Below are 18828 nucleotides of genomic sequence, written 5' to 3' on the forward strand. Positions count from 1 at the left end.
TTTCCGGTCGGGCCTTCGCTGTGCCGTCGAGCCTGATCATCCTCGGAGCCGGCACCCGGCGGGCGCCTGCTGAGGAGCCGCTGAGCCGTGACATCATGACGACATGGAGCACTCGTGGGGCGAGATCATCACCCAAACGTGGGTGGTGCTCGAGTACCTCATCAAGGTCATCGCGCTCGGCACCGTGCCCGAGAACCGGCGGCCCTCGTCGTCGACGGCGTGGCTCCTGCTCATCTTCCTGCTCCCCGTGGTCGGTCTGCCGCTCTACCTCCTCCTCGGGTCGCCGTGGGTGCGCGGACGTCGCTACCAGGCTCAGGTCACCGTCAACGAGTCCGCCCTGCGCCTCACCTCGCGCATCCCGCTCACCCCTCGGGGCGCGCGACCGTCGGCGGTCCTCGACTCGATCATCTCCATGAACCGGCGGCTCACCGGTCTGCCCTGCGTCACGGGCGAGACCATCGGCCTGCACGGGGGCGCCGCGGAGACCTACGCCGCCATGGCCCGTGAGATCGACAGGGCCGAGCACCACGTCCACGTCGAGTTCTACATCCAGAGCTGGGACGAGGTCACCGACGTCTTCTACTCCGCCCTCGAGCGGGCCGCCGCCCGCGGCGTCACCGTCCGGCTCCTCGTCGATCACCTCGGGTCGCGCAAGTACCCCGGCTGGCGCAGGCTCGGGAGGAGGTGGGACGACGCCGGCATCGAGTGGTACCTCATGATGCCGCTCCTTCCGCTGCAGGGCCGCTGGCGCCGTCCCGACCTGCGCAACCACCGCAAGATCCTCACCATCGACGGGCGCCGCGCCTTCATCGGCAGCCACAACGTCATCGACCCGACCTACCGGCTGCGTTCCAACCTCCGGGCCGGCCGCACCTGGCACGACCTCTCCGTCGAGGTCACCGGCGAGATCGTCATCGAAGCCGAGGCCGTCTTCGCCATGGACTGGTTCTTCGAGTCCGGCGAGCAGCTCGAGGACTTCGACCTCTCCGACGGCGACCTCTCCGAGCGCCTCCCGGAGATCCTCGGCGAGGCCGACGTCGCCGTCGGGGACGCCGCTCCCCAGCCCGGGAGGCCCGACGCCGTCGTCAACGCCATGCAGCTCGTCCCCTCCGGTCCCGGCTACCCGACCGAGCCGAACCTGCGCATGATCCTCGGTCTCATCCAGAACGCGACACGGCGCGTCTCGATCACGAGCCCGTACTTCATCCCTGACGAGTCGCTCCTGTCCGCGATGACGTCGGCCTCCTACCGGGGCGTCGACGTCGAGCTCTTCGTCGGCAAGGAGTCCGACCACGTCATCGTCAACCACGCCCAGCGCTCCTACTACGGTGCGCTTCTCGCCGCGGGCGTGCGTATCTACCGCTACCCGGCGCCCACCGTCCTGCACGCCAAGTACATGACGTTCGACGACGAGGTCGGCGTCATCGGCAGCGCCAACATGGACTTCCGGTCCTTCGGCCTCAACTACGAGGTCATGCTCCTGGCCTTTGGCGGGGACCTCGACGACCTCCTGCGCCACAACGACGACGTCTACCGCGAGACCTGCGTCGAGCTGACCGCGGAGGAGTGGGCGAAGGAGCCCTGGTACCGGCGCTACGTCGACAACGTGTGCCGCCTGGTCTCCGCAGTGCTCTGACGGGGCGCCGGCGTGAGCGGTCCGGCCCGTCACCGCCGGTCGGCTCGACCAGCGGGGCGCGGCCACAGGATCGGCACGGGTTGCTGAAACACGCTGCTCAGGCCACGTGTGTTTCCTTGGGCCAGTGACCGGGGCGGGCGTCCCGGCGGGCGGGGAGACCCCCGTGCGAGGACGCCTGCTCCGGTCTTCCCCTCGCTCGGGTCCCCATCGGTCGGGCGCCCGGACTCCGGCTCAGACCTTGGCGAGGAGCTTGTTGATCCGCTGGGGACTCACCTTGCGGCTCGTCCCGAGCGTCTGGGCGAAGAGACTCACTCGAAGCTCCTCGATGAGCCAGCGCGCCTCGATGAGGACCGCCTCGCGCTCCTCGTCCGCCGGCAGGGAGGCCGCACGGGCCCGTGCCCTCTCCAGCGCGGCCTCGGCCTCGCGTACCTGGTAGGCGAGGGCCGCGTCCTGGCTGGGCGAGGACTCGGCCTTCTCCACACGCATCGCGAGCGCGCGCAGGTACCGGGGCAGGTGGACGAGCTCCCCGGCAGGCGTCGCCGAGACGAAGCCGGGGCGGACCAGGACGGCGGCGTGCTCGCGCACCTCCTGCAGCGTCGAGAGCAGCGCGAGGCTCGTGTGCGTGCCGACGGTCCGCTCCACCTCGCGCTGCGCCGTGAGCGTCTTGGCCACGGTCTGCGCGACCACGTAGACCTCGTCCTCGAGCTCAGCGTGCATCGTGCTCACCAGCTCGCCGAAGACGCCGCGGTCGCGCACCTCCGCAAGAGACTGGCCGGAGGACACCGCCCAGCGCGCGGCGACGACGCGCGCCGCCGCTAGCTCGACGTCCTCGACGAGGGCGTCCGTGGTCCTGTAGGGGCTCGCGGCGAGCGCGAGGGACTCCGTCGCGTTCCAACGGCTCGTCACGCGGCCCGTCGCCAGGAAGGTTCGGGCCAGCGTCAGCGCCGTGACCCCGGCGCCGTGCGCCCGGTGCTGCGCGGTCGCGTCCGGGAGGATGGTGAGGTCCGCGGTGCGCGGGGAGGCGGCGACGAGCGTCGGGTAGCCGCGCACGACCAGCCCCGCGGTGCCGGGGGACTCCACGGTCGCGGGGATCGTCGAGCCCTCCGGAGGCAGCAGCCCGGGCACCCCGCTCGGCCAGTCGGCGAGGCCCTTGCGCTCAGCGAGGCCCTTGCGGATGCTCCCCGTGCGTCCTGAGGCGTCGACGCCGGCGCCCGGGACCGTGCCCGGGGTCGTCGGGCCCTGGCTGGTGGGGGCGGCCTCGCGTGCCTGCGCAGCGCCCTGGTCACGGCCCCCGCGTCCCTTCTTGCCCCGCTTCCTGGACCGGCTCTTCTCGCGGTCCTGGGCCTCCTGCATCGCCTGGGCGAGCGCGCCCTTGACCGCCGAGCGGACGGCCCGCTCGGTGCGGCCCGACAGCCGCTTCTGGAGGGCGACGAGGTCCTTGCCGCGACCGATCTCGCGGCCGCGGGCGTCGAGCGCCGCGAAGGAGACGCGCAGGTGGTCCGGCAGGCGCTCATTGAGCTCCGCCCAGTCGGCGTCGGTGACCTCGACGTCCTTGAGGCGGTGGACGGTCGCCGCGAAGGCGTCCTGGAAGGGGACGACGGGGGCGGAGGCTCCCGCCGGCGTCGGGTACTCCTCGCGCATCGCCGCCCAGACCTGGGCGCCGACGTCGGGGGCGGGCACGAGCTGGCGGCGCACCCGCTTGGGCAGGGAGCGGATCGCGCCGACGACGAGCTCCGGACGCATCCCGGGCACGAGCCAGTCGAAGCCGTCCGGCTGGAGGCGGCCGAGCACCTCGACGGGCACCTGGACGCTCACGCCGTCGTCGTCACGGCCCGGCTCGAAGACGTACTCGAGGCCGAGGGTGAGGTCGCCCTGGACCCACGCGTCCGGGAAAGCCTGGTCGAGGTCAGCGTCGCCGCCGCCGGGGAGCAGCAGCTCGCGGGTGTAGTCGAGCAGGTCGGGGCGACGCCCCTTCTCCCGCTTCCACCAGGCGTCGAAGTCGTTGGCGCCCGTGACCTCCTCAGGGAGCCGCTCGTCGTAGAAGCGGAACAGCGCCTCGTCGCCGGCGAGCAGGCCGTGCTCGCGGCGTCGGGACTCGACGTCGGACAGCTCCTCGACGAGCTCCTGGTTGCGCTGGACGAAGCCGTGGCGCGCGTGCCAGTCGCCCTCGACGAGGGCGGAGCGGATGAACATCTCCCGGGCGACCTCGCGCGCGGCGGGCGTCCCTACGGAGGCGAGCGTTGCCGCACGGTCCGCCGCGAGCGTCATCCCGTAGAGGAGGACCCTCTCGTGGACCATCGCGGCGCCGTGCTTGGTGGACCAGTAGGGCTCGCCGTAGACGCGCTTGAGCAGGCCGGCCCGCTGGGCGGTCTCCTCGACCCAGCGCGGGTCAACCTTGGCCACGGTGCGCGCGAAGAGGCGGCTCGTCTCGACGAGCTCGGCCGTCATCACCCAGTCGTAGGTCTTCCTGCGCAGGCCCGAGCCGGGCCAGACGACGAACTTCGTGCCGCGCGCGCCGGAGTACTCGCGGCGCCGCTCGTCCCAGCTCCCGACGTTGGACAGCAGGCCCACGAGCAGGGAGCGGTGGATGGCGTCGGCGTCCGGGGTGTCGGCGCTGCGCCCGAGCGCGACGACGGCGGCCGCGACGTCGCCATGGGCGATCTGCGCCGCGTGCGATCCGGGCTCGAGGGCCTCGCCGGCGGCGCGGATGGAGCGCGCCGTCGGCAGCTCGACGGGGGAGGCGTCCAGGCCGAGCGGACGGGCCAGCTGGCGCAGCTGCTGGTGCACGTCCTGCCACTCGCGCACGCGCAGGTAGTGGAGGAACTCCGCCTTGCACATGCGGCGGAAGGCCGAGCCGGAGAGCTCGCGCTGCTGGGTGCGCAGGTAGCGCCAGAGGTTCAAGTAGGTGAGGAAGTCGCTCGTCACGTCGGCGAAGCGGCGGTGCATGGCGTCGGCCTGCTCCTGCTTGTCGGCCGGGCGCTCGCGGACGTCCTGGATGGACAGGGCGGCGACGATGACCATGACCTCGCCCGCGCAGCCGAGCTCGCCCGCCTCGAGCAGCATGCGGCCCAGGCGCGGGTCGATGGGCAGACGGGCCAGACGGCGGCCGACCTGCGTGAGGCGCGGGCCCCTGCGGGAGTCGTGGCCGTCATCGTCGCGGGAGCGGCGGCGGCCCGAGTCCGGCTCGATGGCGCCGATCTCGGTGAGGAGCTGGACGCCATCGCGCACTGCGCGCGGGTCGGGGGAGTCGATGAAGGGGAAGTCCTCGACGGCGCCCAGGCCCAGGCTCGCCATCTGCAGGATGACGCTGGCGAGGGAGGTGCGCAGGATCTCGGGCTCGGTGTACTCGGGACGCGCGAGGTAGTCGGGCTCGGAGTAGAGGCGGATCGCGATGCCGTCGGCGACGCGGCCGCAGCGGCCGGCGCGCTGGTTGGCGCTCGCCTGGCTGACCGGCTCGATAGGGAGGCGCTGGACCTTCGTGCGGTTCGAGTAGCGTGAGATGCGGGCCAGGCCGGGGTCGACGACGTAGCGGATGCCGGGGACGGTGAGGGAGGTCTCGGCGACGTTCGTGGCGAGCACGATGCGGCGCACGCTGTGGGGCTCGAAGACGCGGTGCTGCTCGGCCGCGGAGAGGCGCGAGTACAGGGGGACGACCTCGACGGCGCCGACGGTGCGGGCCCGGCCATCCGCGGTGTAGCGGGGGCCGAGGTGGTCGATGAGGGCGGACTCGGTGTCGCGGATGTCCCGCTCGCCGGCGAGGAAGACGAGGATGTCGCCCGGTCCGGCCGCCATGAGCTCGTCGCAGGCGTCGATGATGCCGGTGACCTGGTCGTGCGGCTCGTCCTGCGGGCCGGCGGAGCCGGAGCGGCCGTGGCCCTTGCCGTGGGCGCCCTGGTTGCGCGGAGCGAGCGAGCCGGAGCCGCTCGTCGATGACGCGGACAGGCTGTCAGCACGTGTGCGGACCTGCTCACGACGGGCGCGCGCGGCGGCTCGGACCGCCGGGTCCGGGGAGGTGAGGGCCTCGAGCTCGTCGTCGGTGAGGTCCCCGGCGGGGGCCGTGCCGTGGGTGCGCTCGCGAGGCTGGGATGCGCTGGTGCCAGTGGCGCCGTCGGCCGCGCGGTCGTCCCCGGAGGGCTCGCCACCGTCGTCGGGGTCGAGGGGTCGGTAGCGGATCTCGACGGGATAGGTGCGCCCGGAGACCTCGATGACGGGTGCCGGTGCCCAGCCAGTCAGCGCGCCGTCGTCACCGGGGGCGCCGTCGGCGGAGTCCTCGCCCGCGCCGCCGGCCGGCGCGCCCGACTCCGGGCCCCGCGAGACCGGGTGCCCGAAGTGCTCGGCGAAGCGCTCGGAGTCGATCGTCGCGGAGGTGATGATGACCTTGAGGTCTGGGCGCTGGGGGAGGAGCCGCGCCAGGTAGCCCAGGATGAAGTCGATGTTGAGGCTGCGCTCGTGGGCCTCGTCCACGATGATCGTGTCGTAGCGGCGCAGCATCGGGTCGGACTGGATCTCCGCCAGGAGGATGCCGTCCGTCATGAGCTTGACGAGGGTGTTCGGGCCCGTCTCCTCGGTGAAGCGCACCTGGTAGCCGACGACGCCGTCGCGGCCGATGGGCGTGCCGAGCTCGCTCGCGATGCGCTCGGCGACGGAGCGGGCGGCGATGCGCCGGGGCTGGGTGTGACCGACCATCCCGGTCACCCCGCGTCCCAGGCCGAGGCAGATCTTCGGCAGCTGAGTCGTCTTCCCCGAGCCCGTCTCGCCGGCGACGATGACGACCTGGTTGTCGCGGATCGCGTCGGCGATCTCCGCGCGGCGCGAGGAGACGGGGAGCTCCTCGGGGTAGACCAATGCGGGAACGCTTGCGGCGCGCTGCGCGAGCTGCTCCTCAGAGAAGCCCGGCCACTCGCGGCGCCCGGGCCGGCGCCCGTGACGCGAGCGCCCGGAACGGCCCTGACTGTCGGACCCGCGCCCGTGGTCGCGGCCGCGCCCCTGACCGCGCTCGTCGGAGCCTCGGCCGCGACGGGCGGACCGGTGCTTGGCGTGGCCCGCGTCGCGGGGCGGGTCCTCGTGCGTCGCTGGTGCGGTAGCAGGGGGGGTCTCGTTGCTCATACGGCCTCCTATTCTCCCTCACCGCGGCGGTACCTTCCCTGTGCGCCCGCGCACGCAGGGGCACACGGGGAGGCAGCGGCCCTCGCACGCGCTCGAGAGTCCACCGGCGTGCCTCGGAGCCCGGGTACACCGCGAGCCCATCCCTTTCCCGCCGAGACTGCCGGCTACGGCGTCGTCCTCGACCGGAAAGCGTCAGACTCGGCGAAGGGTGGGCGAGCGGCGGGAGCGGCGGTTGGTGGGCAGCTCGGCCAGTGAGGGACGGTGCGCGCGCACCGCGACCGGGCGTGCGCTACGTCCGCGTGACCGCGTCCGGGGGACACTGGCCCCATGAGCACCCACGACGACGGCACCGAGTCGCTCCTCGACCTCGAGGAGGTCGGACCGGCACCGCGCCTGACCGTGTGGCAGCGTCTGCGGCGCGGCGTCGGCTGGCTCCTCGCGCTCGTCCTGTGCGCCCTGGCCGCCATCAGCCTCTGGCCCGATCTCCTCGCGCCCCGGCTCGCGCTCTCCGAGGTCTACCCCTTCACCCAGGTCATCGCGCTGCGCAGCCTCCTGGCCCTCGGCCTGGCCGTCCTCGGCGTCATCGTCACGGTGGCGGCCGTTGTCCGCACCGTCCGCCGTGAGGGCGGGCAGCGCACGAGCGTCGTCGGGATCGTCCTCATCCTCGTCGCCGGGACGCACTTCTGGGCGCTCGACCAGCGCGGACTCGACCTCCACGCGGCCGACGTCGCACGCCCCGTCACGACCGACTCCGCCGCCTGGGACGGCAGCGTCACCGTCTACTCCTTCAACACGTACAAGTCCCAGACGGGCCTCGTCGACCTGGGCGTCTCCGTGCGCGGTACCGGCGCCGACGTCGTCGTCCTGCCGGAGACCGACGCCTCCTACGGAGTCCGCCTCGCGCAGCTCCTCGCCCAGGACGGCTACCGCTTCCGCGTCTTCACCTCGCTCGGGAAGACGACGACGGGCATCGACCCGACGTCGGTCGCGAACCCCAGCACCCTCGGCTCGGACACCCTCGCCACGACGGTCCTCGTCTCCACCGGCCTCGGGGACTACGAGCGCGCTGCGCGCCCGGCGGGCCTCGGAGCCGGGAACCTCGTGCTCAAGCCGGTCGGTGACGCCACCCTCGACGGACGCACCCGGCCCACGATCGTCGGGATCCACACGGTCGCCCCCGCCGGAGACGGCACCCGTGCCGACTGGCTGTCCTCCGTGAGCGCCGCCGCGGACCAGTGCACCGCGCAGGGCAGCGCCACGATCGTCGCCGGCGACTTCAACGCCACCCTCGACCACGAGCCCATGCGCGACCTCCCCGCCTGCTCCGACGTCGCCTCGACGACGGGCACGGGCGGCCTGGCCACCTGGCCCACGAGCTCCCGCACGGCGCTCCTCGGCGCCACGATCGACCACGTCATCGTCAACCGGACGACGTGGCTGCCGCAGGCCTCGAAGGTCCTCGACGTCGAGGGCTCGGACCACAGGGCCGTCGTCGCGGTCGTGAGCCCGCGAGACTGACGACGCGACGGCAGGGGCAGGCACGCCAGCCCTGCTTCGCGGCGACACGGTGGTCCTGGGGGCTCGCCGCCGCCTCCGACTCAGCGGAGGCGCTGCGTGACCCAGGCCGTTCCGAGCCGCGCGACCTCCGCCTGGGCGCCGTCGACGTCGTCGGCGTGCACCTGCACGAGCCGGGAGCCGTCGCGCAGCAGCGCGAAGCCCTCCGCGGCGGCCGAGGCCGTGTCCGGGAACTCGTCCGTGAGCGCCCCGTGGAGCATGAGCACCTGCCAGGGCAGGTCCTTCATCGTCGTCTCGACCTTCTGGAGGGAGACGTCCGCGAGCGTCTGCTTGGACAGGACATTCCACTCGCGCCCGTTCGGGTTGTCGTCGACGAGGCGCGTGAGGCCGTGCCGGTCGAGCTCGTCGAGCTGGTCCGGGGAGAAGACGTTCTCCCACAGGATCGACTGCGGGCCGACGACGGCGCCGACGAGCACCGCGGTGACCACCCGCTCGGGACGGGCGAGGAGGGCGGCGGTGGCGCCGAAGCCGTTGGCGTGGATCGCCTGGCGGCGCCAGCCGTGCTCCTCGAGCCAGCCCGAGACGGCCTGGAGGTCCTCGACCTCACCGCCGAGGGTGATGACGTCGTCATCCGAGTCGCCCAGCCCTGAGAAGTCGAACTGCAGCGTCGCGAGGCCCGCCGCGCGGTACGCGGCCGCGACGGTGTCGAGCCGGTCCGAGAGGCCGTGGCGGTCGGTGAGGAAGTCGTGACAGAGGATGACGACGCCCTCGCGGCGGCGAGGCGCCTGCGAGCCGGAGGAGAGCGCGGCGTCGACGGCGTCGAGGTCGAGGGGGTCGGCGCCGTCGGGCAGCAGCATCGTGGCCGCGAGCGAGACGCCGCGGGTGGTGTCGATGCGCATCTCGGTCATGACACCAACGTAGGACGGGCGGGGCGACAGGTCACGGGCGTGTCGGCCGCGTGAGACGATTGCGCTGCCAGCGTGAGGCTGCCTTCCGGTCGGTTTCTCACGGTTCGGGAGCCCTCTGGGGTCTGTCAAGGCAGTCGCGTAGGGTGACGGCCGATTCCATCCAGAGTGACCGAGAGACCTGGCTCGATGACGTCGCAGCAACCCGTCGAGGGTGCTTCCGCCAGGATCGATGGAGCAACGCCGTGATCGATCCCTCCGTGCGCCACGTCGGTGCCGCAGCCCCCGTCCGTCCCAGCCTCTCGCTCGAGCTCTTCCCGCCTCGACCCGGCCCCTACGCGTCGCAGACCTGGGGCGCGCTCGATCGTCTCCTCGCGGCCGGGCCCGACTTCGCCTCGGTCACCTACCGCCCGACCTTCGTGACGACGACGGGCGGTGCCCCGCCCGTCGCATCCCCGGGCGGGTCGGCTGGTGGTGACGACGGGCGCCGGCTCACGGGAGCCCCCACGCGCGTTCACGTGGTGCGTGAGCACAACCCTTCCGAGGACGTCGTCGCCCACGTCCTCGCGCGCTCGGACGTCCCCCTCATGACCCACCTGACGTGCATCGGCTACAAGAAGGCCAACGTCGTCGAGATCGTCCGCCTCTTCCTGTCGATGGGGGTGCGGCGCTTCCTCGCCCTGCGCGGCGACCCGCCCCGCGGCGTGGACGCCGAGGACGTCGTCGGCGAGATCCGCCACGCGGACGAGCTCGTCAGGATCATCCGCGAGGTCGAGTCCGAGTACTTCGACGACGGCGAGCGGCACGTCCAGATCTCGGTGGCCACCTACCCGGCCTCCGTCGACCACGGGCGCGAGGTCGAGGTCCTCGCCGCCAAGCAGGCCGCCGGCGCCGACCTCGCCATCACGCAGGTCTTCTACGACTCCGAGGACTACCTCGCCCTCGGGCGGGCGGCCTGCTACAGCGGGGTCACGCTCCCGATCCTGCCCGGCATCATCCCGATGACGGACCTGCGCCGTCTCACTCGCCTCGAGGCGCTGTCCGGCGTGCCCGTGCCGGGCGACCTCCGCACGGCCCTCGAGAGCGCCCACGGTGCCGGGACGGTCTCGACCGGCATCGACGCCACGCTCCGCCTGGCCACCGAGGTCCTCGACGGCGGCGCGCCCGGCCTGCACCTCTACACCTTCAACCGAACACGCCCCGCGCTCGACGTCATCGCGCAGCTGCGGCTCGGGCGGATCCTCACCGGTGACGCTCCTGACCGCGTCGTCCAGCGCGAGGTCCGGCACAACTACCTCAACGCCGTGCCCGGCGGGAGCACGCGCATCACGGGACGAATGCCCGTGGCGGCGCGGCCATGAGGAGATGGCGGACCTGCGTCCGCAGCCCCGCGCCGACGCCGTCCCGGCGCCCACGCCTCCGCGGCACCGGCGCCGCACCCCCTGAGCAATCCCAAGCCCACTGAGCCTCCTCTGCACACTCTGACGAAGGAACCGCACAGCATGACCGCGTCCACCGACCGCACGCCCACCGACCCTGCGCTCGCCGCCCCCGCGAGCCCGGCCCCGTCAGACGCCTCCGCAGGGCTCCGCCCCGGCGGCCCCGCCGACGCCGTCCCCACCACCGCCCTGCCCGCCGCGACGGTCCTCGGCTACCCGCGCATCGGTCCCGACCGCGAGCTCAAGCGCGCCGTCGAGGCCTACTGGAAGGGAACGATCGACGACGCCGAGCTGCGCCGCCGCGCCGCCGACCTGCGCGGCGCCACGCGCGCCCGGCTGCGCGAGCTCGGCCTCACCGGCGCCAGCGCGGTCCCCGCCGACTTCACCTACTACGACCAGGTCCTCCAGGTCACGACCGCCTTCGGCGCCCTCCCGCCGCGCTTCGCCCACCTGCGCCACGCTGCCGGCGCCCCGCAGGGCCGGAGCACCTACCCCGGTACCTCCCTCGACGGCTTCTTCACCGCCGCCCGGGGCGAGGGCGACCTCGCCGCCCTCGAGATGACGAAGTGGCTCGACTCCAACTACCACTACCTCGTCCCCGAGCTCGACGAGTCCACCCTCATCGACTACGCGCCGGGCTTCGGCGCCGTCGACCCCACTGACGGGCCGGTCGCCCAGGTCCTCGAGGCCCAGCGCGCCGGCGAGGACGTGCCCCGCCCCGTCGTCGTCGGGCCCGTGACCTACCTCCTCCTGTCCAAGGCCTCCGACGCCGCCGGTGAGGGCTTCGCCGTCACCGACCGCCTCCCCGACCTCCTCGCGGCCTACGGCCACCTGCTCGCCGACCTGTGGGCCGCGGGCGCCGAGTGGGTCCAGCTCGACGAGCCGGCCCTCGTCTCCGACGCCTGGGACCTGCCGCGCGACGAGGTGCTGCGCCTGGCGGTCGACGTCTACACGTGGGTGGCCGCCATCACCGAGCGTCCGCAGGTGCTCGTCGCCGGCACCTACGGCTCCCTCGGCGACGCCCTGCCGGCCCTGGCCGCGACCGGAATCGACGGCGTCGCCCTCGACCTCGTCGCCGGAGAGCTCCCGCAGGCCGCGGACCTCGCCGCACTCACCGGCCGCAGCGTCGTCGCCGGCGTCGTGTCCGGACGCAACATCTGGCGCACCGACCTCGACGCTGCGCTCACGACCCTCGAGGAGCTCCGCGAGCGCCTCCCCGAGGGCGCGGCGCTCACCGTGGGCACCTCCACCTCCCTCCAGCACGTCCCCCACGACGCCGAGCGGGAGACGAGCATCGACCCGGCCATCCGCTCCTGGCTCGCCTTCGCCGACCAGAAGGTCGGCGAGGTCAAGGTCCTGGCCCGCGGCCTGGCGCAGGGCCGCGCCGCGATCGCTGCCGAGCTCGCCGAGGACGCCCGCCTGCGCGCCGAGCGCGCCTCCCACCCCGGCGTGAGCCGCCCCGAGGTCCGCGCCGCCGTCGAGGCCGTCACCGACGCCGAGCGCACCCGCGCTCCCTACGCCGAGCGCGCCGCCGCCCAGACCGAGCGCCTCCACCTCCCGCTGCTGCCCACGACGACCATCGGCTCCTTCCCCCAGACCACCGAGATCCGCCAGGCGCGTGCCGCTCACCGCCGCGGCGAGCTCGACGCCGCCGGCTACGAGCAGGCGATGCAAGAGGAGATCGAGCGCGTCGTGCGGCTCCAGGAGGAGATCGGGCTGAACGTCCTCGTCCACGGCGAGGCCGAGCGCAACGACATGGTGCAGTACTTCGCCGAGCTCCTCGACGGCTTCGTCGCCACCGAGCACGGCTGGGTCCAGTCCTACGGGTCGCGCTGCACGCGGCCCTCGATCCTGTGGGGCGACGTCTCCCGCCCTGCCCCGATGACGGTCGCCTGGTCGTCCTACGCCCAGTCCCTCACGGACCGTCCCCTCAAGGGCATGCTCACCGGGCCGGTGACGATCATGGCGTGGTCCTTCGTGCGCGACGACGTCCCGCGGGCGCTCGTCGCCGACGAGATCGGCCTCGCCCTGCGCGAGGAGGTCGCCGACCTCGAGGCGGCAGGCATCCCGATCATCCAGGTCGACGAGCCCGCGATCCGCGAGACCCTTCCGCTGCGGCTCGCAGACCGGCCCGGCTACCTCGACTGGTCGGTCGGCTCCTTCCGCCTTGCCACCGGCGGCGCGGCCCCGGCGACCCAGGTCCACACCCACCTGTGCTACTCCGAGTTCGACGTCGTCATCGACGCCGTCGACCACCTCGACGCCGACGTCACCTCGATCGAGGCCTCGCGCTCGCGCATGGACGTCCTGCCGGCGGTCGCCGAGCACGGCTTTGAGCGGCAGCTCGGCCCCGGCGTGTGGGACATCCACTCCCCGCGCGTCCCCTCGACCGAGGAGTGCGCCGAGCTCCTCGAGCGGGCCGTCGACGCCCTCGGTGTCGAGCGCCTGTGGGCGAACCCCGACTGCGGGCTCAAGACCCGCGGCTACGCCGAGACGCAGGAGAGCCTGCGCCACCTCGTCGAGGCCGCCCGGCGGGTCCGGATGGCGCACGGGGCCTGAGGGGCCCGCTCACGACGAGCAGGACGTCCCTGGACGAGAACGGCGCAGACGGCGTCGAGCCTGTCCAGGGACGTCCTGCTCGTCCGCTGCTGCCCGCAGAGGACGGCGGCCAGTCAGAGGCGGGGGCCCTTCCGCTCAGTCCTCCTGCGAGGGCAGCGGCAGCGAGCGGGCGAGCTCGACGACCTCATGGACCATCGCCTCGTCGGTGCGCTGGGGCTCGCCCGGGACGCAGTCCGCGCGCGAGCAGCGCAGGTGGATCTCGCGGACGCCGGAGCGGCGCACCACCTCCTCGGCGTTCTCCGGGCGCACCGTGCCCGAGGCGATGACGCGCGGCCCGTTCGTGGAGGTGAGGCCCCGCAGGACGTCGACCCCCTCGAGAGCCGTCGGTGCACCGCCGGAGGTGAGGACGTACTCGACGCCGAGGCCACCGAGGTCGCCGTAGGCCTCGACCAGGTCCCGGGTCTCGTCGATCGCCTTGTTGAAGGAGACTGGGGCGCCGTCCGCCTGGTCGACGAGGAGGCGGAGGAGTCCGCGGTCGACGACGTGCTCCTCGGTGAGGACGCCCACGACGAAGCCGATCTCGACGGCGGGCGGCAGGCTCCCGTGGGCGCCGGCCCGGCGCTGCGGCCGGGTGAACTCGCTCATCTCGCGGGCGAGGGCCGCGATACGGCGGACGTCGGCGACCATGGCGCGGCCCTCGTCGGTGTTGAAGACGAAGGAGCCGCCGCGCGGGCGGATCATGACGCGCAGGCCGAAGGGCGCCGCGTCCGGGTGCTCGAACCACTGCGGGCCGGAGGCGGCCCGGTGCTCGGCGACCTCCTCCGCGGCGGCGAAGATCGCGGCCTCAACGGCACCGATCGACGGCGTCGTGCCGTGGGCGCCGAGATTGTCGCAGAGCTCGGCGCGGTCGGCCCCGGCGCGGGCGGACAGGCGCACGCCCTCGACGTTCTCGACGCAGGTCTCGACGCCGACGTGCGGCAGGTCGTGCCAGGGAAGGGCGGAGTGGGTTGGGGTGGAGCGCCCCCGCAGCGAGGGGGCGGTGCCTGTGAGGCGCATCGCATTCATGGCCCGAGTCTCGCACGCCCCGATGCTGCGCGGCGCCGCTTCCCGGCCCTGACCTGCACGGGGACGGCTCGGTGACGGCCGGTGACACGGCGGGCGGGGCCGGAGCGCCTCACGGCGTCCCGGCCCCGGCGGAGGCTGCGAGGTGTCCGGCGCGGCCGGGCGGTTCTCAGTCCTCGCGGCTCGTCGTGACGTCGACGCGCTCCTCGGTCGTGGAGCCGGTGGTGCTCACGACGGCGACGGGCTGCTGGACGAGTCCCTCGCCGTCGGCGGCGGCGACGAAGGAGCGACCGCCGAGGAGAGCGCCCATGAGGACGAGGACGGTCGTGGCGACGAGCGCGAGCACCGTCAGGACCGAGGCGGCCGCGCGGCGGGGCGCGGAGGAGGACTCGGACCCGAGGCCACCGCGCAGCGCGGCGGTGCGGGCGAGGGTGCGGCTGAGGACGGGGGTGGTGGTCGTGGCGCTCATGTCTGCCTCCAGGATGGTGGTGCCGGGTGTCGTCCCCGACGTGCCTCCTAGGTAACTCCCGGGCTCTGGGTGCCTGACAGGCTGGCTCTGTGGTGTTCCTGTGAGGGTCCCCGAGGGTGTGCTCAGGCGCTCCAGGGTGCAGGATGCGGGGCGTGACGACACCCCAGCACCCCGCCCCCGGCCGCCCCGTGCCGCCCGATCCTGGGGCCGGAACCGCCGGCGGGCCGCTCGCCTCCGTGCGCGCGGGTCGTGCCCTGACGGGGCCGACGGCGGGCCGGGCCAACGCAGCCGTCCTCGTGCTCCTGGTCCTCGCCTCCCTCGCCCAGGCCTGGTGCCTCATCGAGGTGGGCCGGGCCCTCGGCCTCCTCGTCCTCGAGCCCGGCGCCGCGGCGCTCCCCGGAGCGGCGCTCGCGACCGACTGGCAGGGCGTCGGCCCGGGGCTCCTGCTGCGTGCGCTGCTCGCCGCGGCCGTCTCCGCGCTGGCCGCCGGCGTGGCCGACGGCGTCTCCCGGCGCTCGGCGGCACAAGAGGAGGGAGTCATCCGGGGCCGTGCCCTCACCGCTTTCATGCGCCTGGGACCGGGAGGCGCTGACGGCGGGCCGGGCGGACCCAGTGGTGCTGGCACGGCCAGCGGAGCGGGAGCCGCGTCCACCACGAGCCGTGCGGGCGCCGCCGTCGGGCTGCTCACCGATGGCGCCGAGCGCGTCGCCCGCTACCGCCAGACCTTCCTCGCCCCGACGGCGGCCGCCGCCCTCGCGCCGTTGGCGGTCCTCGTCCTCACGGCGGTCAGCGTCGACTGGCTGAGCGCTCTCGTCCTGACCGCGGCCGTCGTCGTCGTGCCCTGGACCGTGACGCAGGTGCACCGTCGCACCCGCTCCTCCTCCGGGGCCTCGCGCCGCCGCCGCGCCGTCCTGTCGGCCCGCTACCTCGAGGTCATCCAGGGCCTCGAGACCCTCGTCCTCGCTCGCGCCGGGGGCCGCGCCGTCGCCGAGCTCGAGGAGGCGGGCGAGGATAACCGCCGCGGTCTCATGCGCCTCCTCGCCGGCAACCAGCTCGTCATCCTCCTCACCGACGGCCTCGCGTCCCTCCTGCTCGTCGTCGGCGCGGCCGCTCTCGCCCTGGTGAGGGTCCGCTCGGGCGCGATCGGGGCCGGTGACGGGATCGCCCTCGTCCTGGTCAGCGTCGTGCTGCTCGAACCGCTGGACCGGGTCGGCTCCTTCTTCTACGTCGGCATGTCCGGCCGCGCGAACGAGCGCCTCATGCTGGGGCTGCACCGCCGCGCAGGCAACGGCCCCGTTCCCGGGACCGGACGCGCCGCGCGCGCCGAGGGCGTCGCCGGCTCCGACGGCGGGGCCGGGACGACGGCGGGCCCGCGCGGCGCCGCCGTGAGGCTGGCGGGCGTGACGGCCCGCTGGCCCGCGCCGCCGGCCCTCGTCGCCCGTCACCCCGGCGGGCACCCGGGCGGCCACGGGGCGCCGACCGCACCAGGACGTCGAGGCGCACCCGCACAGGCCCCCGCCGGGCAGGCTCCCGCCGGCGAGGGACACCCGGGCGGTCACGCTCCGGCTGCTCACCCCACCGAGCACGGCGCGCCCCCCGCACGCCGCGACCGCTCCGCCCGCCAGGGCCGTCCCTCGGCACCCGACGTCCTCACCGGCGTCGACCTCGCCGTCGAGCCCGGCGAGCGCCTCGCCGTCGTCGGGCCCTCCGGCGCCGGAAAGTCCACCCTCCTCGCCCTCCTCGACGGCGACCTCCTCCCGCTGACCGGCACCGTCACCGTCGACGGCGTCACCGCCACCCACGGCGACGAGGCGGCCCGTGACGCCCTGCGCGCCCGCAGCGCCGTCGTCGCCCAGACCACCTGGCTCTTCACCGGCACCATCGCCGACAACCTCCGCCTCGCCGATCTCGACGCCACCGACGACGAGCTCTGGGCGGCCCTCGCCGCCGCCGGCCTCGACGCCGAGGTCCGCACGATGCCCGACGGCCTCGCCACCGCCGTCGGTGAGCGCGGCACCGCCCTGTCCGGCGGGCAGGCGCAGCGGGTCGCCCTCGCCCGCGCCTTCCTCGCCGACCGCCCGCTCCTCCTCCTTGACGAGCCCACGAGCCAGGTCGACCTCGCGAGTGAGGCCGTCATCGTCGAGGCGCTCGGCCGCCTCGGCCAGGGACGCACCGTCGTCACCGTCACGCACAGGCGGGCCGCCGCCGAGGACGCGGACCGGGTCCTCACCGTCGAGGAAGGGAGGCTCCGTTGAGCACGTCCACCAGCACCGGACGCGGCGAGTCCGCGGCCACCGCTCGCGCGACCGGCCGCCCGGGAGCCCGCGGCCTCGTTCCCTGGCTCCTGCGCACGACGGCGCCCGTCCTCCCGCCGCTCGCCGCCTCGGCCCTGCTACGGGTCCTTGCCCAGCTCCTCGGCGTCGGGCTCGTCGCCCTCGCCGCCGACGCCGTCGCTCGGACCGCGCTGGCCGCCGTCGGATCACCCGGCGCCGGCGCCCCGGGACTCACCCGCCTCCTACCCGTGATGGTCCTCCTGGCCCTGCTCAAGGCGGCCGCGCGCTACGGCGAGCAGTTCCTCGGGCACCTCGTCGCCTTCAAGGCCCTCGAGCTCCTCCGCGTCCGCCTCGTCTCCTCCCTCCTGCCGCGCGCCACCCGCCAGCGCCTCGGTTCCGGCGACCTCCTCGCACGGGCCACGAAGGACGTCGACCGAGTCGAGACCTTCTTCGCCCACACCATCGCCCCGGTCATCGGCGCCGTCCTCGTCCCGCTCACCACCGTCATCGTCATCGGCGCGGCAGCGTCCTGGCGCGTCGCCCTCGCCGGGGCGGCCGTCCTCGTCCTGGCGATCGCGGTCGTGCCCTTCCTCGGGTCTGGTGCGGCCGCCCGCTCCGCACGCGTCGCCGCCGCGGAGCGCGCCGCCCTCACCGCCCACCTCACCGACACGGTCCAGGGGATGCGGGAGGTCCTCGGCTACGGCCTCGGCCCGCAGCGCCTCGAGGGGACCCGTGCCCACGACGACGCCCTCCTCGCCGCGACCGCCCCGGCCGACCGCCTCGCCGCCGTCCGTCACGGCGCCGTCCAGCTCCTCGTGCTCACCGCCCCGCTCGCCGGCCTCGCCGCCGGGGCACCGGAGACGGCACGCGGGGACCTCTCGCTGCCTGCTCTCGCGGCGGCGGTCGCCGCCCTGTGGCGGCTCGGGGAGACCGTCCGCGGCGTCGAGGGCGTCGCCGGGACGATCTCCACCGCCCTGGCCTCCGCCGAGCGTGTCCGCGAGGTCATCGAGGCCCCTGTCGAGATCCACGACGGCGACGAGCCCGTCCCGCACGCCGCCTCCCACGAGCTTGCCTGGGACCGTGTCAGCTACACGCACCCCGGTGCCGTCCGCCCCGCGCTGCGCGACGTCACCGCCGTCGCCCGGGCGGGCGAGCGCACCTGCCTCGTAGGGGCCTCCGGCTCCGGGAAGACGACGCTCCTGCGACTCGCCCTGCGTGCCGACGACCCCTCCGGGGGCACCCTCACCGTCGACGGCGCCGACCTGCGCGGCCTGCGCGCCGACGACCTGCGCCGCGAGCTCGTCCTCGTCCCGCAGGAGGCCCGGCTCTTCCACGGCAGCCTCGCCGAGAACCTCCGCCTCGCGGCCCCGGAGGCGACCGACGCCGCGCTCGAGGAGGCCCTCGCGGTGGCCTGCGTCCTCGACGAGGTCCGGGCGATGCCCCAGGGGCTCGCCACCGTCGTCGGGGAGCGCGGTACGACCGTCTCCGGCGGACAGCGCCAGCGGATCGCGCTCGCCCGGGCGCTCCTCGCCCGCCCGGCGCTCCTGCTCCTCGACGAGGTGGGCGCCCACCTCGATCCCGCCCTCGACGCGCGCGTCCACGCCTCGTTGCGCGACTGGTCCGCGCGCACCGGTGCCGGCGTCCTCGAGGTCACCCACCGGCTCACCGGCATCGAGGAGGCGGACCACGTCATCGTCCTGGACGACGGCGCCGTCATCGCTGACGGGACGCCCGCCGAGCTGCTCGCGGACCCGGACGGGCCCCTCGCACGGCTGGCCGCCCGGGCCTGACGGCGTGCCTTCAGGCCCGCTGAGTCCTGGGCGAGCGTGGGCGAGAGCCTGGTGCGCGTGGGCCACGGGTGATA

The 18828-nt window shown here is 74.4% G+C and carries 10 protein-coding genes and 1 riboswitch; of the genes, 6 read left to right on the plus strand and 4 right to left on the minus strand.

Annotated elements, in window-relative coordinates; all coding sequences use genetic code 11:
- The first annotated feature begins 103 nt into the window (after nucleotides 1–103).
- On the plus strand, nucleotides 104–1636 hold the full coding sequence (locus IXW69_RS05735; RefSeq protein WP_194785401.1) for a phospholipase D-like domain-containing protein: 1533 nt from the start codon (nucleotides 104–106) through the stop codon (nucleotides 1634–1636).
- A gap of 231 nt (nucleotides 1637–1867) precedes the next feature.
- Here IXW69_RS05735 and IXW69_RS05740 read toward each other — a convergent pair whose 3' ends face one another.
- A complete protein-coding gene (locus IXW69_RS05740; RefSeq protein WP_194785402.1) occupies nucleotides 1868–6742 on the minus strand; it encodes a DUF3418 domain-containing protein in 4875 nt (1624 codons plus the stop codon).
- Between the two features lie 327 nt (nucleotides 6743–7069).
- Between IXW69_RS05740 and IXW69_RS05745 the strand changes: the two genes are divergently transcribed.
- A complete protein-coding gene (locus tag IXW69_RS05745) occupies nucleotides 7070–8260 on the plus strand; it encodes an endonuclease/exonuclease/phosphatase family protein (protein ID WP_194785403.1) in 1191 nt (396 codons plus the stop codon).
- 80 nt (nucleotides 8261–8340) lie between these two features.
- Here the strand turns inward: IXW69_RS05745 and IXW69_RS05750 are convergent, their stop codons facing one another.
- Nucleotides 8341–9165, minus strand: a complete 825-nt coding sequence (locus IXW69_RS05750; protein WP_194785404.1) for an alpha/beta hydrolase — start codon at nucleotides 9163–9165, stop codon at nucleotides 8341–8343.
- A gap of 153 nt (nucleotides 9166–9318) precedes the next feature.
- Nucleotides 9319–9401, plus strand: a riboswitch (SAM riboswitch).
- Nucleotides 9402–9407: 6 nt separating this feature from the next.
- Between IXW69_RS05750 and IXW69_RS05755 the strand changes: the two genes are divergently transcribed.
- Together IXW69_RS05755 and metE are read left to right on the plus strand one after the other, a co-directional pair.
- The gene (locus IXW69_RS05755) at nucleotides 9408–10523 is read left to right on the plus strand and encodes a methylenetetrahydrofolate reductase (RefSeq protein WP_194785405.1); all 1116 of its coding nucleotides are present in this window, start codon (nucleotides 9408–9410) and stop codon (nucleotides 10521–10523) included.
- 141 nt (nucleotides 10524–10664) lie between these two features.
- Nucleotides 10665–13160, plus strand: coding sequence for a 5-methyltetrahydropteroyltriglutamate--homocysteine S-methyltransferase (gene metE, locus IXW69_RS05760; protein WP_194785406.1), 2496 nt, complete (start codon nucleotides 10665–10667; stop codon nucleotides 13158–13160).
- Nucleotides 13161–13295: 135 nt separating this feature from the next.
- On the opposite strand, the gene IXW69_RS05765 is transcribed toward metE, so the two are convergent.
- Nucleotides 13296–14216, minus strand: coding sequence for a copper homeostasis protein CutC (locus tag IXW69_RS05765; protein ID WP_194785478.1), 921 nt, complete (start codon nucleotides 14214–14216; stop codon nucleotides 13296–13298).
- Between the two features lie 175 nt (nucleotides 14217–14391).
- Nucleotides 14392–14691, minus strand: a complete 300-nt coding sequence (locus IXW69_RS05770) for a hypothetical protein (RefSeq protein ID WP_194785407.1) — start codon at nucleotides 14689–14691, stop codon at nucleotides 14392–14394.
- A 152-nt stretch (nucleotides 14692–14843) separates the two neighbouring features.
- Here IXW69_RS05770 and IXW69_RS11580 point away from each other — a divergent pair, with 152 nt between their 5' ends.
- Both IXW69_RS11580 and IXW69_RS05780 read left to right on the plus strand, forming a co-directional pair.
- Nucleotides 14844–16946, plus strand: coding sequence for an ABC transporter ATP-binding protein (locus tag IXW69_RS11580; protein WP_323745197.1), 2103 nt, complete (start codon nucleotides 14844–14846; stop codon nucleotides 16944–16946).
- Nucleotides 16943–18754: an amino acid ABC transporter ATP-binding/permease protein gene (locus tag IXW69_RS05780; protein ID WP_194785408.1), complete on the plus strand. Its 1812-nt coding sequence runs from the start codon at nucleotides 16943–16945 to the stop codon at nucleotides 18752–18754. The genes IXW69_RS11580 and IXW69_RS05780 overlap by 4 nt, the downstream gene beginning before the upstream one ends.
- Nucleotides 18755–18828 lie beyond the last annotated feature (74 nt).

This window comes from Actinomyces haliotis (genome assembly GCF_015355765.1).
Classification (GTDB): domain Bacteria; phylum Actinomycetota; class Actinomycetes; order Actinomycetales; family Actinomycetaceae; genus Actinomyces; species Actinomyces haliotis.

Excerpts from the sequence above, each read along its gene's own strand:
- IXW69_RS05735 (WP_194785401.1), top strand. The coding sequence starts at position 104 with ATGGAGCACTCGTGGGGCGAGATCATCACCCAAACGTGGGTGGTGCTC.
- IXW69_RS05740 (WP_194785402.1), bottom strand. The coding sequence starts at position 6,742 with ATGAGCAACGAGACCCCCCCTGCTACCGCACCAGCGACGCACGAGGAC.
- IXW69_RS05745 (WP_194785403.1), top strand. The coding sequence starts at position 7,070 with ATGAGCACCCACGACGACGGCACCGAGTCGCTCCTCGACCTCGAGGAG.
- IXW69_RS05750 (WP_194785404.1), bottom strand. The coding sequence starts at position 9,165 with ATGACCGAGATGCGCATCGACACCACCCGCGGCGTCTCGCTCGCGGCC.
- metE (WP_194785406.1), top strand. The coding sequence starts at position 10,665 with ATGACCGCGTCCACCGACCGCACGCCCACCGACCCTGCGCTCGCCGCC.
- IXW69_RS05765 (WP_194785478.1), bottom strand. The coding sequence starts at position 14,216 with ATGCGCCTCACAGGCACCGCCCCCTCGCTGCGGGGGCGCTCCACCCCA.
- IXW69_RS05770 (WP_194785407.1), bottom strand. The coding sequence starts at position 14,691 with ATGAGCGCCACGACCACCACCCCCGTCCTCAGCCGCACCCTCGCCCGC.